This is a genomic window from Pseudomonas sp. PS01270, from assembly GCF_029959775.1.
Taxonomy (GTDB): Bacteria; Pseudomonadota; Gammaproteobacteria; order Pseudomonadales; family Pseudomonadaceae; genus Aquipseudomonas; species Aquipseudomonas atacamensis.
In genome coordinates this window covers 40,294-55,298 of the sequence record NZ_JASCPT010000020.1, presented here as the reverse complement: position 1 = coordinate 55,298, position 15,005 = coordinate 40,294, and the positions used below count along the sequence as shown (strand labels likewise).

Sequence of the window (15,005 nt, the reverse complement as noted above, 5' to 3'; positions counted from 1 at the left end):
GCTGTCAAGTGATTATTTTCAGAAGTTTTCGAAGAATTCTTCAACAACTTCAACCACTTGCGCTTCCGATCTCTCGTTAGCGGGAGGCGAATTCTACAGCGTTAATCGCTGCTGTCAACACCTCTTTTTCTCCGCTTTCGACCGAGAAGATCGAACCGTTAAAAGAGCTACACATCACTGCCCTTTCAACTCCTTCCAGGCTTCGATGATCTGAAGCAAGCCGCTGTCGAAAACTGCGTAACTCTTTGAATTTCAAGGAGTTTTCCGTTTCGACTGCGCCGGAAGTGGGGCGAATTATAGACCTCTGGAATCTGCCGTCAACCGTTATTTTCGCTTTTCTTTCAATAACTTGCGTATTGGTTAAAAAACATTCAATCAGATGAGAAAAGAGCTTCTTCTATATAGAAGAAGACTTAAAGGACGCCTTCCTCCTTCAACATAGCCACCGCGCCTGCCCCCAGACCCAGCACCCGCTGCAGAACCTCTAATGTGTGCTCACCTAATAAAGGAGGCGCATGACGATATTCAACGGGCGTCTCCGACAATCGAATCGGGCTGGCCACCTGGGGCACCATCCCCGCCAATGCATGAGGCAGTTCGATCGCCAGACCGCGCGCCTTCACTTGTGGATCCTCAAACACTTGCGACAAATCATTGATCGGCCCACAAGGCACGCCCGCCTGTTCCAGTTGTGCAACCCACTCGGCAGTCGTCTTGAAGACCGTAGCTTGGCGGATCAACGGGATCAGCACCGCGCGGTTCGCTACCCGCAGCTTGTTGGTCGCGAAGCGCGGATCATCCGCCCACTGCGGTTGGCCAGCCACCTCTGCGAACTTGCGGAACTGCCCGTCATTACCCACGGTAAGAATGAAGTCACCATCCGCCGTAGGAAAGTCCTGATAAGGCACGATGTTGGGATGCGCATTTCCCAGACGCTTTGGCGCATTGCCGGTGGTCAGGTAGTTCATCGCCTGGTTCGCCAGACACGCGACCTGTACATCCAGCAACGCCATATCGATGTGCTGGCCGCCACCGTCGTGATCGCGATGAGCCAATGCCGCGAGGATCGCCACCGTCGAATACAGCCCGGTGAGAATATCCGTCAGCGCCACGCCCACTTTCACCGGGCCAGCGCCTTCATCTCCTTCAGGTCGACCAGTCAGACTCATCAAGCCGCCAAGGCCCTGAATCATGAAGTCATACCCTGCGCGCTTGGCGTAAGGGCCGGTCTGGCCGAAGCCGGTGATGGAGCAATAGATCAGATTCGGGTTGAGCGCCTTCAGCGACTCATAATCCAGACCATAGGCCGCCAGACCACCTACTTTGAAATTCTCAACCAGAATGTCCGACTTTGTCGCCAGGTCGCGCACCAGCTTCTGCCCTTCAGGGCGGGTGAAGTCGATGGTGACCGATTGCTTGTTGCGGTTTGCCGAGAGGTAATAAGCCGCTTCCGACGTGTTCTCGCCGTAAGCGTCTTTAAGGAAGGGCGGACCCCAGGCGCGGGTATCATCACCATTGCCCGGGCGCTCGACCTTGATCACTTCGGCGCCAAGATCGGCGAGGATTTGCCCGGCCCAAGGCCCGGCCAGCACTCGCGATAAATCCAGTACCCGTAGATGCGACAGCGCGCCCATGGTCCGCCCTCCTATTAATAGAACGCCTGCAGACCGGTTTGTGCACGCCCGAGGATCAGCGCGTGAACGTCATGGGTACCTTCATAGGTATTCACCACTTCCAGGTTGACGAGGTGACGGGCCACGCCGAACTCATCGGAGATGCCGTTACCACCGAGCATGTCGCGCGCCATCCGCGCGATATCCAGCGACTTGCCGCAGGAGTTACGCTTCATGATCGAAGTGATTTCAACGGCGGCGGTCCCCTCGTCCTTCATCCGGCCCAAGCGCAGGCAGCCTTGCAGTGCCAGGGTGATCTCGGTCTGCATGTCGGCGAGTTTCTTCTGTACCAGTTGCGTCGCGGCCAACGGACGACCGAACTGCTGTCGGTCCAGAGTGTATTGGCGCGCGGTGTGCCAGCAGAACTCGGCGGCGCCCAGTGCGCCCCAGGAAATGCCGTAGCGTGCGGAGTTGAGGCAGGTGAAAGGACCTTTCAGGCCACGGACATCCGGGAAGATGTTTTCTTCCGGCACGAACACGTTGTCCATGACGATCTCACCGGTGATCGAAGCGCGCAGGCCGACCTTGCCGTGAATCGCCGGAGCGCTCAGACCTTTCCAGCCTTTCTCCAGAACGAAGCCACGGATATCGCCGGCATCGTCCTTGGCCCATACCACGAATACGTCAGCGATCGGGCTGTTGGTGATCCACATTTTCGCGCCGGTCAGGCTGTAGCCGCCATCGACCTTGCGAGCCCGGCTAATCATCGCGCCCGGATCGGAACCGTGGTTCGGCTCGGTCAGACCAAAGCAACCGATCCATTCGCCGGAAGCCAGCTTCGGCAGGTACTTCTGTTTCTGTGCTTCGGTACCGAATTCGTTGATCGGCACCATCACCAGCGAGGATTGCACACTCATCATCGAGCGATAACCGGAGTCGACGCGCTCGACCTCACGCGCGATCAAGCCATAACTGACGTAATTCAGACCGCTGCCACCGTATTGCTCGGGAATGGTCGCGCCGAGCAGGCCGACTTCACCCATCTCGCGGAAGATCGCGGGGTCGGTGTTTTCATGCCGGAAAGCTTCGAGCACACGCGGCGCCAGACTCTGTTGAGCGAACTGGGCGGCGGTGTCGCGGATCATCCGCTCTTCTTCGGTGAGCTGTTGATCCAGCAGCAGGGGATCGATCCAATTGAAACTAGCTTTACCGCCCATGAGTGTGCCCTCGTAATCGGGTGAATTAACGTGGCATTGATCCTAGGCGCGGTTCGCCATCGCGGCAAACGAGGATTTCGCATCCTGTTGTGCTAATTTCTCACTCCGAAACGCCGCGAATTGCCTTTTATGCGGCGCATTAGTGAGGTTGACGTACATGCGCAGGAAGATCCCCAGCACCGCCGCACTGATCAGCTTCGAAGCAGCCGCCCGCCATGAGAGCTTTACCCGGGCCGCTGAAGAGCTGTCGCTCACCCAGGGTGCCATTTGCCGACAGATCGCCAGCCTTGAGGAATTCCTCAGCGTGGAGTTGTTCCGGCGCTCGCGACGTGGGGTGAAGCTGACGGAAGCGGGACTTTCATACAGTCGCCGGGTGGCGACTCAGCTCGATGCAGTGGAGCGCGACACCCTCTCGGTGATGGGCCAGCAGGGCACCAACGTCATCGAGCTCGCCGTCGTCCCGACCTTCGGCACGCAATGGCTCCTGCCACGGCTCAAGGATTTCCAGCTCAAGCACCCGGAAGTGACCGTCAACCTGACCAACCGCACTCGGCCATTCCTGTTTGCCGACACCGAATTCGATGCCGCGATTTACTTCGGCGACGCCGACTGGTCGGGTACCGAATCCCACAGGTTGATGGGCGAAAATCCGATGCCGGTGTGCAGCCCCGCCCTACTCGGCGATCGCAAGCAACTGACAGCGCAAGCCATCGCCGAGCTACCGCTGCTGCAGCAGACCACCCGACCTTACGCCTGGCGCCAATGGTTCAACTCGCAGCAACTGAATATCCCTCGCGACATGACAGGCCCACGCTACGAGCTATTCTCCATGCTTGCCCAGGCAGCCATGCACGACATGGGCGTCGCGCTGATTCCGCCGTTTCTGATCCAGCGCGAGCTGGCAGAGAAACGGCTGATGGTTGCCAACCCTCAAGCGCTCTCCAGCATCAAGGCCTATTACCTGATGATTCCGGAGCGAAAGGTCGAATCGGCATCGCTGAAGGCATTTCGCGACTGGCTGGTAAATCAAGCGCAGAGCTACAGCCTAGAAGAATAAAGGCTCTGCGCAATACTTAACCCCGTAGTCAGAAAAACCAAAGCCCTACAGATATAACTATTTGTCGCTTCTGCGCAGACTGTATCCGAAAGTCGTACAGACGTCCCACAAGCTGCCAAACACGTGGCTTTCAGCCTCTAATGGCGACTCATTACTGCCTATTCACGCCACCGATGCGAATTTTTTTCAAATTCAGCCAGAATCCATGCAGGGCACGGCCTGCAAGGGGTTCAACTGGCCATCTGCGACATTCGGTCACGGCATGACTTGTAGTTAATTTTCCGTCACCCGTCATAATCCCTTGAAGGGCATAAAGTTCGCCTGCAAAATGCCGCGCCCCGCCTTGATTCGGCGGGATCGTGCTGATCGGCCGCCCCAGTCGCACCATCCGTAGTGCATGGGTTTACTCAATAAGATCACGCAGGAGATTTGACGTGCACATTGGTGTTCCTCTCGAAACCCAGACCGGTGAAACACGGGTTGCCGCAACCCCGGAAACCATCAAGAAGCTGATCAGCCAAGGCCATAAGGTCACTGTGCAACGCGGCGCTGGCGTCAAAGCCAGTATCGTCGACAGTGCCTATGAAGCGGCCGGCGCAAGCATTGGCAGCGCCAATGACGCGTTTGGCGCCGAGCTGATTCTCAAAGTGATCGCGCCAAGCGATGCCGAACTGACGCTGATCAAGCGCGGTGCGGTGCTGGTGGGCATGCTCAACCCATTCAACAACGAGACCATCGCGAAGATGGCCGAGTGCGGCATTACCGCGTTCGCCCTCGAAGCGGCGCCGCGTACCTCGCGGGCGCAGAGTCTTGATGTGCTGTCGTCGCAGGCGAATATCGCCGGCTACAAAGCGGTGTTGCTCGCGGCTCACTATTACCCACGCTTCATGCCGATGCTGATGACTGCTGCGGGCACCGTGAAAGCGGCGCGCGTGCTGATTCTCGGCGCGGGCGTGGCCGGTTTGCAGGCGATTGCCACAGCGAAACGTCTGGGTGCGGTGATCGAAGCCTCCGACGTGCGTCCAGCGGTGAAGGAACAGATCGAATCCCTCGGCGCGAAGTTCGTCGACGTGCCTTACGAGACCGATGAAGAGCGCGAATGTGCCGTCGGTGTCGGCGGTTACGCGCGGCCGATGCCGGCGAGCTGGATGCAGCGCCAGGCGCAGGCTGTGCACGAGCGCGCCAAGCAGGCCGATATCGTCATCACCACCGCACTGATTCCGGGCCGCAAAGCGCCGACGCTGCTCAGCGCCGAGACCGTGGCACAGATGAAACCGGGCTCGGTGGTCATCGACCTCGCCGCCGCCCAGGGTGGCAACTGCCCACTGACCGTCGCCGATCAGGTCGTTGTGGAAAACGGTGTGACCATCGTCGGCCCGACCAACCTCGCCGGTGAAGTCGCTGCCGATGCTTCGGCGCTGTACGCACGCAACCTGCTGGACTTCCTCAAGCTGGTGTTCACCAAGGAAGGCCAGTTCGACGTCAACCTCGAAGACGACATCGTCGCCGCGTGCCTGATGTGCCGCGACGGCCAAGTCATCCGCAAAAACGCCTAAGCAGGGATTCAGACGATGGAAGAGCTTATCTCCCCCGGTATCTACAACCTGATCATCTTCGTGCTGGCGATTTATGTCGGTTACCACGTGGTCTGGAACGTTACGCCTGCGCTGCACACGCCGTTGATGGCGGTGACCAATGCCATTTCCGCGATCGTGATCGTCGGTGCCATGCTCGCCGCTGCGCTGACCGTCACGCCGCTGGGCAAAACCATGGGCACGCTGGCCGTGGCACTGGCGGCAGTCAATGTGTTTGGTGGCTTCCTGGTCACCCGCCGCATGCTTGAAATGTTCAAGAAGAAAGCCCCGAAAGCAAAAGAAGAGGCGCCGAAGTAATGAGCATGAATCTCGTCACGACGCTCTACCTGATCGCGTCGATCTGCTTTATCCAGGCCCTCAAAGGCCTGTCGCACCCGACCACTTCGCGGCGCGGCAACCTGTTCGGCATGCTCGGCATGGCGTTGGCGATCCTCACCACCGTCGGCCTCATCTATAAGTTGGGCGCCGAGCTGGGCACTGCCGGTATCGGTTACGTGATCGTCGGCCTGCTGATCGGCGGTACCGCCGGCTCGATTATGGCCAAGCGCGTTGAAATGACCAAGATGCCGGAACTGGTAGCGTTCATGCACAGCATGATCGGCCTCGCGGCGGTGTTCATTGCAATTGCGGCGGTGGTCGAGCCGCAATCGCTGGGTATCGTTAAACAACTGGGCGATGCGATTCCGGCAGGCAACCGTCTGGAGCTGTTCCTCGGTGCGGCGATTGGTGCGATCACCTTCTCCGGCTCGGTGATTGCCTTCGGCAAGCTCTCGGGCAAATACAAGTTCCGTCTGTTCCAGGGCGCACCGGTACAGTTCGCCGGTCAGCACAAGCTCAATGCGGTTCTGGGTCTGGCCACGCTGGTTCTCGGCCTGACCTTCATGTTCACCGGCAACCTCACGGCGTTCGCGCTGATGCTGGCGCTGGCGTTCGTGATGGGCGTGCTGATCATCATCCCGATCGGCGGCGCCGACATGCCGGTGGTGGTGTCGATGCTCAACAGCTATTCCGGCTGGGCGGCGGCGGGCATCGGTTTCTCGCTGAACAACTCGATGCTGATCATTGCCGGCTCGCTGGTGGGTTCGAGCGGTGCGATCCTCTCGTACATCATGTGCAAGGCGATGAACCGCTCCTTCTTTAATGTACTGCTCGGCGGTTTCGGCAATACGGCAGATGCAGGTCCTGCCGGTGCGCAGGAAGCCCGTCCGGTGAAATCCGGCTCGGCTGATGACGCAACCTTCCTGCTGACCAACGCCGACACCGTGATCATCGTCCCGGGCTACGGTCTGGCAGTGGCCCGTGCACAACACGCACTGAAGGAACTGACCGAGAAGCTGACCCATCGCGGCGTGACCGTGAAGTACGCGATTCACCCGGTGGCCGGTCGCATGCCTGGGCACATGAACGTCCTGCTCGCCGAGGCCGAAGTGCCTTACGATCAGGTGTTCGAGATGGAAGACATCAACTCCGAGTTCGGTCAGGCCGACGTGGTGCTGGTGCTCGGCGCGAACGACGTGGTCAACCCGGCCGCGAAGAACGATCCGAAGTCACCGATTGCCGGCATGCCGATTCTCGAAGCGTTCAAGGCCAAGACCATCATCGTCAACAAGCGCTCGATGGCCAGCGGCTATGCCGGTCTGGACAACGAACTGTTCTATCTGGACAAGACCATGATGGTTTTCGGCGACGCGAAGAAAGTCATCGAAGACATGGTCAAAGCGGTCGAGTAATTCACCGCTGCAATAGCGAACGCCCCGACTTGTCGGGGCGTTTTTGTTTGCGCCAGACGCTGGACAATTTGCCGCGTTGTTGCAGATCCGGTAACGGTGTTTTACTGCAAACCCGCGAAATAGAGGCCTCGTTTGCGACCTTGGTAGCGGGACAGGCGCCGGCCAAATTCACTAGACTGCGCATCCTGCTACTCGTTGCCCGAGATAATAATCCATGTACCGTGACCGTATTCGCCTGCCTTCGTTGTTGGATAAAGTGATGAGCGCTGCCGACGCCGCTGCTCTGATTGAGGACGGCATGACCGTCGGCATGAGCGGTTTCACCCGCGCCGGCGAAGCCAAGGCTGTTCCCCACGCACTGGCCGAGCGCGCCAAGGTCACGCCGCTGAAGATCAGCCTGATGACCGGCGCCAGCCTGGGCAACGACCTCGACAAGCAACTGACCGAGGCCGGCGTGCTGTCGCGGCGCATGCCGTTTCAGGTCGACAGCACGTTGCGCAAGGCAATCAACGCCGGCGAAGTGATGTTCATCGACCAGCATCTCTCGGAAACCGTAGAGCAACTGCGCAACCAACAGTTGAAGCTGCCGGACATTGCCGTCATTGAGGCAGTCGCCATCACCGAACAAGGCCACATCGTGCCGACCACTTCGGTGGGCAACTCGGCCAGCTTCGCGATTTTCGCCAAACAAGTGATCGTCGAGATCAACCTGGCCCACAATGCCAACCTCGAAGGCCTGCACGACATCTATATCCCGACATACCGCCCGACGCGCACGCCAATCCCGCTGGTGAAAGTCGACGATCGCATCGGCAGCACGGCGATCCCGATTCCGCCGGAGAAGATCGTTGCCATTGTCATCACTCAGCAGTCGGACTCGCCGTCCACAGTGTCGGTACCGGACGTTGATACCAACGCTATCGCTGAACACCTGATCACCTTCTTCAAGCAGGAAGTTGCGGCCGGGCGCATGACCAACAAGCTCGGCCCGCTGCAAGCCGGGATTGGCAACATCGCCAACGCGGTGATGTGCGGCTTGATCGACTCGCCGTTCGAAGACCTCACCATGTACTCGGAAGTGCTCCAGGACTCGACCTTCGACCTGATCGATGCCGGCAAGCTGAGCTTTGCCTCGGGCAGCTCGATCACCCTGTCCGAGCGGCGCAACAGCGACGTGTTCGGCAACCTGGAGAAGTACAAGGACAAACTGATTCTGCGGCCGCAGGAGATCTCCAATCACCCGGAAGTGGTGCGGCGTCTGGGCATCATTGGCATCAACACTGCGCTGGAGTTCGACATCTACGGCAACGTCAACTCCACCCATGTCTGCGGTACGCGGATGATGAACGGCATCGGCGGCTCCGGCGACTTCGCGCGCAATGCGCATCTGGCGGTATTCGTGACCAAATCGATCGCTAAGGGTGGCGCGATTTCCAGCGTGGTGCCGATGGTCAGCCACGTCGACCATACCGAGCATGACGTCGACATCCTGGTGACCGAAGTCGGCCTCGCCGACCTGCGTGGCCTGGCGCCACGGGAGCGTGCACGAGTGATCATCGACAACTGTGTGCACCCGGACTTCCGCCAGGCACTGAATGATTACTTCAGCGCTGCCTGTGCAATCGGCGGTCATACCCCGCACATTCTGCGCGAAGCACTGAGGTGGCATATGAACCTGGAAGAAACCGGGCGCATGCTGGCGGTGTGATTCACACAGATAACCACCGAGGCAAACACAGTTTTGCGTCGGTGGATGTTCGCAAAGAACAGGATCACCAAAAACTGTACTGCTGTACCGGTCTTTTCCTACCGCAAACTCCTACTCAACCTCCTGATACAAGCCGAAATGCACCAATCAAGTGCGGACAGGTACAGTTTGCTCAATTTCGACCCGTACACCATCCATAAACAGTTAACTGCTCACTCACAATACAAATGAACTGTATCTACAGAGACTATCCAAACGAGAGGATCATGGGCACCAGTCAAACCACTACCTGATCCCGCCACAAGCGGAAGGATGTCAACCATGGAACGTACACTCAGTTCCGAACTGTTCTTCGAAGACAAAGCTGTAAACACCCAGGCTTCCCTGCCTCTGCGCGTTATTGCCAACCTGATGTTGTGGCAGCGCCGCATCTCCAGCCGCCACCAACTGGCCCGTCTGGATTCGCGTCTGCTGGCCGACGCCGGTATCAGCGAAGCACAACGCTACGAAGAGCTGAGCAAGCCGTTCTGGCGCTAAGCAGCGTCGCTGGCTCTGGTCGTCAGACCCACCGCCAGCAACCCGAATTGCACAAGCAGAACCCGTCGTGGGCAACCACGACGGGTTTTGTCGTTTCAGGGGCCTTGAATGCTCTAAAACGCATATATGAACGAGTACAGGTACAATTTACGAAATACTTGAATATACCGGTACAGTTACCCAGAACCTTTGGAGTATCACTGGCCACCACTGGGCGAACCGCATCTGGCAGCCTAATATCCATGCAGAACGTGGCGAACGTTGCGCAACAGGCGTCTGACTCCTCAGATACCGAGCCACCTCTCACTACGGTTTATCCAAAGGAGTTCCATCATGACCCGTCTTCGCCTGCTCAGTGCCGCCGCCCTGCTGGCCGTGGCTGCCAACGCCAGCGCTACCAGCTTCATCGTCACCACCGACTCGATCGTCGGCGCGCTGAAAGCCACTTCCGACGCCACTTCCGATGTGACCTCCTCGTTCCGTGACGACAAGATCGTTCTTGCCGCCCGCGACGATGCCGCCAGCTTCGTGGCCAGCGAAGGCGATATCCGCGGGGTGAAACTGGAAAGTGCGCTCGATCACATCCGCCATCAGGCGCCACAACTCAATGCCACCGATGCCCAATTGGCTCAGGCCATTCTGACGCTCTGATCGTTTGCGGTATTGCGGGACACGCCAGCCGTGTCCCGATGTTTCAACGCTGGCTCTGACCCGGGCATTTGCGCTAGCCTTCAGGCTCGTTAACAGTTGTCGAGTCCCATGCGCTTTCTTCCAAACCTGCTCATCTCTTCTACTTTATTCACGGCCTGCTGGGCGATGTCCGCCAACGCCTTCGATGCTTTCAATGCGTCGACCCAAGGCACGGTGGTCAGCGGTTACGCGACCAGCATGGTGTCTTCTGCGCCGTTCGACCGTAAACTGCTGCGCGCCGCCCATGATGATGCGGCCGCCTTTGTTGCCAGTGACGGTGAATGGCGAGGCGCACGGCTGGAATCCGCGCTGCACTACCTGCGCAAAACCCGGCCGAAACTTCATGCCAGCGACCTTGAACTGGCAGAAGCAATTCTCGTCCAATAGTTATCCTTGTCCTTCCGGAGTCGTTCCATGCGTAGCCCGCTGATTGCTGCCGCCCTTGGCCTGTTTGTGTTGGCCGATGTGGCCCAGGCGCACACCCTGGTAGCCACCAGTAACATCATCGTTCGTGCCTCCCAGCGCAGCATCGATTTCACTTCCGATACCACCACGTCGATTCGCGATTCGAAAATCATCCGCGAAGCCCACGACGACGCCGCCAGTTTCGTCGCCAGCAACGGCGACATCCGTGGCGCGCACCTCGAAGCCGCCCTCAACACCTTGCGCAATCGCGTGCCGGAAGCGCGCGACGCCAGTGATCAGGTACTCGCCGAAGCCATTCTCGCGCTGTGAAGTCCGTTGGCGCCTGGCTGCTGGCCGGGGCATTGTTGCTGCTCGGCAACAGCGCCCACGCCGGCCTGCAATTGCGGCTCAAGACCGAGGGTCTGAGCCCGGCTCAACAACAGGCCAGTCAGGCGCTGATCGATGAGGCGATGGCGAAACTGCCGCCGAGCTTCATCGAGCGGCTGGATCGGCGCATCGACGTCGGCTGGACCGACGACATGCCTGCCAACGCTTACGGGCAGGCGACGCTGGTGTCCGAGCTCGATCTGAATCGCAAACTGCTCGCCGGTCTCACCGATGGCAGCGTGGCGAAAGAGAAAACCAATCGCCCCCACGGCACTGTGCGCCAGGAACTCCTCGCCACGGTGCTGCACGAAATCACCCACATTTATGATCGCGCGCGTTTATGGCCGAGCGCCGAGCGCACGTTGATCCAACGCTGCACCCGACGCTTCAACAGCGCCGGGCTGATCGGCATTCCCGATGAGTGTCGCGGGCAGAACGGTCGCCGCTTCACCATCAGCGACGACCCGCGCCTGCTTGACCTCGCCGGGTGGCAGCAATACGTCGGCCGCCGTGGCGAGCGTGAACAACACAACCGCCAGATCGCCCGCAGTCCGGATCTTTACGAGATCTCCAGTCCCAAGGAATTTGTCGCGGTCAACATGGAGTACTTCCTCCTCGACCCGAGCTACGCCTGCCGCCGCCCGGCGCTGTATCGCTACTACAAGGAACATTTCGGCTGGGCGCCGCCAGCGCAGGACAGCTGCAGCAAGAGCTTTGCCTTTCTCAATGCGGGCAATGACTTCGCCAAGCAGCCTCTGGGGCAAGTCGATCCGGAGCGCGTCTACGCTGTCGATTACCTGCTGGCCGAGGCCAATCAGAACTGGGTCAGCCGCTGGGGCCACAGCATGTTGCGCCTGGTGATCTGCGCCCCCGGTCGCCCGCGTGGCCCGGATTGCCGCCTCGACCTCGATCAACACCTGGTGCTGTCCTATCGCGCCTTCGTTGGCGATGTACAGCTGTCGAGCTGGGACGGACTGGTCGGCAAATACCCGTCGCGGCTGTTCGTGTTGCCGCTGGCGCAAGTGATCGACGAATACACCAAGACCGAGCTGCGCAGCCTCGCTTCGGTGCCGCTGAACCTGTCTCGCGAGGAAATCGAAGGCGTCGTCGAACATGCTGCCGAGATGCACTGGAGCTACGACGGCAACTATTTCTTCCTGTCCAACAACTGCGCGGTAGAGGGTTTGAAACTGTTGCGCAGCGGCAGCAATAACAGCCAACTGGTCGGGCTAGACAGCATCATGCCCAACGGCTTGCTGGAAGTGCTCAAGGGCCGTGGTCTGGCCGATACCAGTGTGCTCGACAATCCGAAAGAAGCGCTGCGCCTGGGTTACCGCTTCGACTCGTTCCGCGATCGCTATCAAGCGATGTTCGATGTATTGAAGAAGCAGCTGCCGATCAAGCAGACCACTGTCGAGGATTGGCTGTCACTCAGCGCTGAGCAACGCCGCGAATGGTTCGATCGCGCCGACCTGCGCACCAGTGCGGCCCTGTTGCTGCTGGAGCAAGCCAGTTTCCGCCGGCAGTTATTGCTGGCCCAGGACGAGGTCAAGCAACGCTACCTCGGCGCCCGCGAGCTGGAAAACGGCGGCATGGACAAAGCCAACGCGACCTTGCAGGAGATCCTCGCCAACAGTGGCTTCCTCAGCCGCCCGGCGGAACTGCTCGACTCCAAAGGTTACGGACTACCGCAGCCCAGCGAGTTCGCCCGACTGGAAGCGGAAAGCAGCCAGCGGCAGAAGAAGCTGCTGGCCCTGTCCGGCGATCTCGATACCGAAGTGCGCAAGCTGCTTGAACCCAAGCGGGCGGCCGAGATTGCCGCCAGCGAGGCCAACGTCAAGCAGATTGGCGAGCATCTGCGCAAACTGCACAAGGCCTCGGGCGGACTGCAATTACCCTGAGCACAAAAAAGGCTTCAGAACGCCTGTTCTGAAGCCTTTTCTATTTCCCTGCGGCTTTAGACGCGAGCTTTGCGCACGCCTTGGGACAGCGCCGAACACAGACTCAACACACCATCGATGGCCTGCTCAGGCGTATCGGCACTGGCGATGTGATCAATCAGCGCCGAGCCCACCACCACACCGTCAGCCAGACGCGCGATGGCCGCAGCCTGCTCCGGCGTACGGATACCGAAACCGATGCTGATCGGCAGATCGGTATGCCGACGCAGACGTGAAACCGCCTCTTCCACATGTTCCAGAGTCGCTGCACCGGCACCGGTGACACCGGCCACCGACACGTAGTAGACGAAACCGGAGCTGCCGTTGAGCACGCGCGGCAGACGCGCGTCATCAGTGGTCGGCGTGGTCAGGCGGATGAAGTCCAGGCCAGCAGCCTGCGCCGGGTCGCACAGCTCTTCGTTGTGCTCTGGTGGCATGTCGACCACGATCAGGCCATCGACGCCAGCCTCTTTGGCTTCGGCGATGAAACGCTCGACGCCGAATTTGTGAATCGGGTTGAAGTAGCCCATCAACACCAGCGGCGTGTCGCTGTTGCCTTCACGGAACTCGCGAACCATTTGCAGGGTTTTCGCCAGATTCTGTTTGGCGCCCAGGGCGCGAATGTTGGCCAACTGGATTGCCGGGCCATCGGCCATCGGATCGGTGAACGGCATGCCCAGCTCGATCACATCGGCACCTGCGGCAGGCAGGCCTTTGAGGATCGCCAGCGAAGTGTCGTAGTCAGGATCACCGGCAGTGACAAAGGTCACCAGCGCCGCGCGGTTCTGTTGCTTGAGGTCGGCAAAGCGGGTTTGCAGGCGGCTCATCAGTGTTTCTCCTGCTGCGACTGTTGCATATGGTGCATCACGGTTTGCATGTCCTTGTCGCCACGGCCCGAGAGGTTGACCACCATCAGGTGATCCTTCGGCAGCTTCGGTGCGCGCTTGAACACTTCGGCCAGGGCGTGGGCGCTTTCCAGGGCAGGAATGATCCCTTCCAGACGGCAGCATTTGTGGAACGCTTCGAGGGCTTCGTCGTCGGTCACCGAGGTGTACTGGACGCGGCCGATGTCGTGCAACCAGGCGTGTTCAGGGCCGATGCCCGGGTAATCGAGGCCAGCGGAAATCGAGTGGGCGTCGATGATCTGGCCATCGTCGTCCTGCAGCAGGAACGTGCGGTTACCGTGCAGCACGCCCGGCACCCCGCCGTTCAGGCTGGCCGCGTGCTTGCCGGTTTCGATGCCGTAACCGGCGGCTTCGACGCCGATGATCTCCACGCTCTTGTCATCGAGGAACGGGTGGAACAGGCCCATGGCGTTGGAACCGCCACCGATGCACGCCACCAGGCTGTCCGGCAGACGACCTTCCTGAGCCTGCAGCTGATCGCGGGTTTCCTTGCCGATGACGGCCTGAAAGTCGCGGACCATTGCTGGATAAGGGTGTGGGCCGGCCACAGTGCCGATCAGATAGAAAGTGTTGTCGACGTTGGTCACCCAGTCACGCAGGGCTTCGTTCATCGCATCTTTGAGAGTGCCGGTGCCGGCCACGACCGGAATGACTTCAGCGCCGAGCAGCTTCATGCGGAAGACGTTGGCCTGCTGACGTTCGATGTCGGTGGTGCCCATGTAGATCATGCAATCGAGACCGAAACGCGCAGCAACGGTGGCCGTGGCCACGCCGTGCATGCCGGCGCCGGTTTCGGCGATGATGCGCTTCTTGCCCATGCGCCGCGCCAACAGAATCTGGCCGATGCAGTTGTTGATCTTGTGCGCGCCGGTGTGGTTCAGCTCTTCACGCTTGAGGTAGATCTTCGCGCCGCCGCAGAACTCGGTCAGGCGTTCGGCGAAATAAAGCGGGCTCGGACGTCCGACGTAATCACGCTGGAAGTAGGCCAATTCTTCCTTGAATGCCGGATCTTCCTTGGCCGCTTCGTATTCGCGAGCCAAGTCGAGGATCAACGGCATCAGGGTTTCCGCTACATAACGGCCACCGAACGCACCGAACAGGCCGTTGGCGTCAGGGCCGTTACGCAGATCAGAGGTGTTCGAAGTCTGGGTCATGGGTCGCTCCAGGTGAATTCGGTCAGAAGACAATGACGACCACTCTACCCCTGACTTTCCAGGCTGA

At 59.6% G+C, this 15,005-nt stretch carries 15 protein-coding genes; 10 read left to right on the top strand and 5 right to left on the bottom strand.

Annotated features, from left to right (window positions below):
• Positions 1 to 76 precede the first annotated feature (76 nt).
• The 3 genes from QMX86_RS09180 to QMX86_RS09170 form a co-directional block, all read right to left on the bottom strand.
• Positions 77 to 256 carry a hypothetical protein gene (locus QMX86_RS09180; protein ID WP_217878588.1) on the bottom strand — a complete coding sequence of 60 codons (180 nt, stop codon included), beginning with the start codon at positions 254 to 256 and terminating at the stop codon, positions 77 to 79.
• 157 nt (positions 257 to 413) lie between these two features.
• Positions 414 to 1,634, bottom strand: coding sequence for a CaiB/BaiF CoA-transferase family protein (locus tag QMX86_RS09175; protein WP_282385813.1), 1,221 nt, complete (start codon positions 1,632 to 1,634; stop codon positions 414 to 416).
• A gap of 14 nt (positions 1,635 to 1,648) precedes the next feature.
• On the bottom strand, positions 1,649 to 2,830 hold the full coding sequence (locus QMX86_RS09170; protein ID WP_073470760.1) for an acyl-CoA dehydrogenase: 1,182 nt from the start codon (positions 2,828 to 2,830) through the stop codon (positions 1,649 to 1,651).
• A 157-nt stretch (positions 2,831 to 2,987) separates the two neighbouring features.
• On the opposite strand from QMX86_RS09170, the gene QMX86_RS09165 reads away from it, so the two are divergent.
• The 10 genes from QMX86_RS09165 (at position 2,988) to QMX86_RS09120 (ending at position 12,840) form a co-directional block, all read left to right on the top strand.
• A complete protein-coding gene (locus QMX86_RS09165) occupies positions 2,988 to 3,887 on the top strand; it encodes a LysR family transcriptional regulator (RefSeq protein ID WP_122705361.1) in 900 nt (299 codons plus the stop codon).
• A gap of 434 nt (positions 3,888 to 4,321) precedes the next feature.
• Positions 4,322 to 5,443: a Re/Si-specific NAD(P)(+) transhydrogenase subunit alpha gene (locus QMX86_RS09160; protein ID WP_282385817.1), complete on the top strand. Its 1,122-nt coding sequence runs from the start codon at positions 4,322 to 4,324 to the stop codon at positions 5,441 to 5,443.
• 15 nt (positions 5,444 to 5,458) lie between these two features.
• A complete protein-coding gene (locus QMX86_RS09155; protein ID WP_003220416.1) occupies positions 5,459 to 5,779 on the top strand; it encodes an NAD(P) transhydrogenase subunit alpha in 321 nt (106 codons plus the stop codon).
• Positions 5,779 to 7,212, top strand: a complete 1,434-nt coding sequence (locus tag QMX86_RS09150) for an NAD(P)(+) transhydrogenase (Re/Si-specific) subunit beta (protein WP_282385819.1) — start codon at positions 5,779 to 5,781, stop codon at positions 7,210 to 7,212. The genes QMX86_RS09155 and QMX86_RS09150 overlap by 1 nt, the downstream gene beginning before the upstream one ends.
• Before the next feature lie 214 nt (positions 7,213 to 7,426).
• The gene (locus QMX86_RS09145; protein WP_282385821.1) at positions 7,427 to 8,920 is read left to right on the top strand and encodes an acetyl-CoA hydrolase/transferase family protein; all 1,494 of its coding nucleotides are present in this window, start codon (positions 7,427 to 7,429) and stop codon (positions 8,918 to 8,920) included.
• A 321-nt stretch (positions 8,921 to 9,241) separates the two neighbouring features.
• On the top strand, positions 9,242 to 9,457 hold the full coding sequence (locus QMX86_RS09140; protein WP_007911656.1) for a DUF1127 domain-containing protein: 216 nt from the start codon (positions 9,242 to 9,244) through the stop codon (positions 9,455 to 9,457).
• A gap of 333 nt (positions 9,458 to 9,790) precedes the next feature.
• The gene (locus tag QMX86_RS09135; protein WP_016772298.1) at positions 9,791 to 10,108 is read left to right on the top strand and encodes a DUF2388 domain-containing protein; all 318 of its coding nucleotides are present in this window, start codon (positions 9,791 to 9,793) and stop codon (positions 10,106 to 10,108) included.
• Between the two features lie 108 nt (positions 10,109 to 10,216).
• Positions 10,217 to 10,534, top strand: coding sequence for a DUF2388 domain-containing protein (locus QMX86_RS09130; protein ID WP_122603580.1), 318 nt, complete (start codon positions 10,217 to 10,219; stop codon positions 10,532 to 10,534).
• A 27-nt stretch (positions 10,535 to 10,561) separates the two neighbouring features.
• Positions 10,562 to 10,882 (top strand): DUF2388 domain-containing protein, encoded by a 321-nt coding sequence (locus tag QMX86_RS09125; RefSeq protein WP_016770769.1) that lies wholly within the window; start codon positions 10,562 to 10,564, stop codon positions 10,880 to 10,882.
• Positions 10,879 to 12,840: a DUF4105 domain-containing protein gene (locus QMX86_RS09120; protein ID WP_282385825.1), complete on the top strand. Its 1,962-nt coding sequence runs from the start codon at positions 10,879 to 10,881 to the stop codon at positions 12,838 to 12,840. The genes QMX86_RS09125 and QMX86_RS09120 overlap by 4 nt, the downstream gene beginning before the upstream one ends.
• A gap of 56 nt (positions 12,841 to 12,896) precedes the next feature.
• Here QMX86_RS09120 and trpA read toward each other — a convergent pair whose 3' ends face one another.
• On the bottom strand, positions 12,897 to 13,706 hold the full coding sequence (gene trpA, locus QMX86_RS09115; protein ID WP_122748179.1) for a tryptophan synthase subunit alpha: 810 nt from the start codon (positions 13,704 to 13,706) through the stop codon (positions 12,897 to 12,899).
• A complete protein-coding gene (trpB, locus tag QMX86_RS09110) occupies positions 13,706 to 14,938 on the bottom strand; it encodes a tryptophan synthase subunit beta (RefSeq protein WP_282385828.1) in 1,233 nt (410 codons plus the stop codon). The genes trpA and trpB overlap by 1 nt, the downstream gene beginning before the upstream one ends.
• Between the last annotated feature and the right edge of the window lie 67 nt (positions 14,939 to 15,005).